The sequence below is a fragment of the Flavobacterium piscinae genome (assembly GCF_004122145.1).
GTDB lineage: Bacteria > Bacteroidota > Bacteroidia > Flavobacteriales > Flavobacteriaceae > Flavobacterium > Flavobacterium piscinae.
Map to the genome: position 1 here is coordinate 1 of NZ_SBKQ01000047.1, position 255 is coordinate 255.

A 255-nucleotide genomic window follows, 5' to 3' on the forward strand; every position below is an offset into this window, starting at 1 on the left:
AGTTTGATATTAAATCATTGGATGTTAATAGTGATAAATCTGACTTTGGAGCGGTATTACATCAAAACAACCTTTACTTTACCAGTGCCCGAAACGGAGCCAGAAAGAACTACGGTTGGAATGAAGAACCTTATTTAGACATCTACAAAGCTACTTATAATGTAGATGGTACCATTACCAATGCAGAGCCGGTAGCGGATTTAAATTCAAAATGGCACGATGGTCCTTCTTCCCTTAGTGCTGATGGAAACACGA

The 255-nt window shown here is 38.8% G+C and carries 1 pseudogene; it reads left to right on the forward strand.

Annotated elements, in window-relative coordinates:
• A pseudogene (locus tag EQG68_RS15145) lies at positions 1-255 on the forward strand (OmpA family protein); the annotation flags it as partial.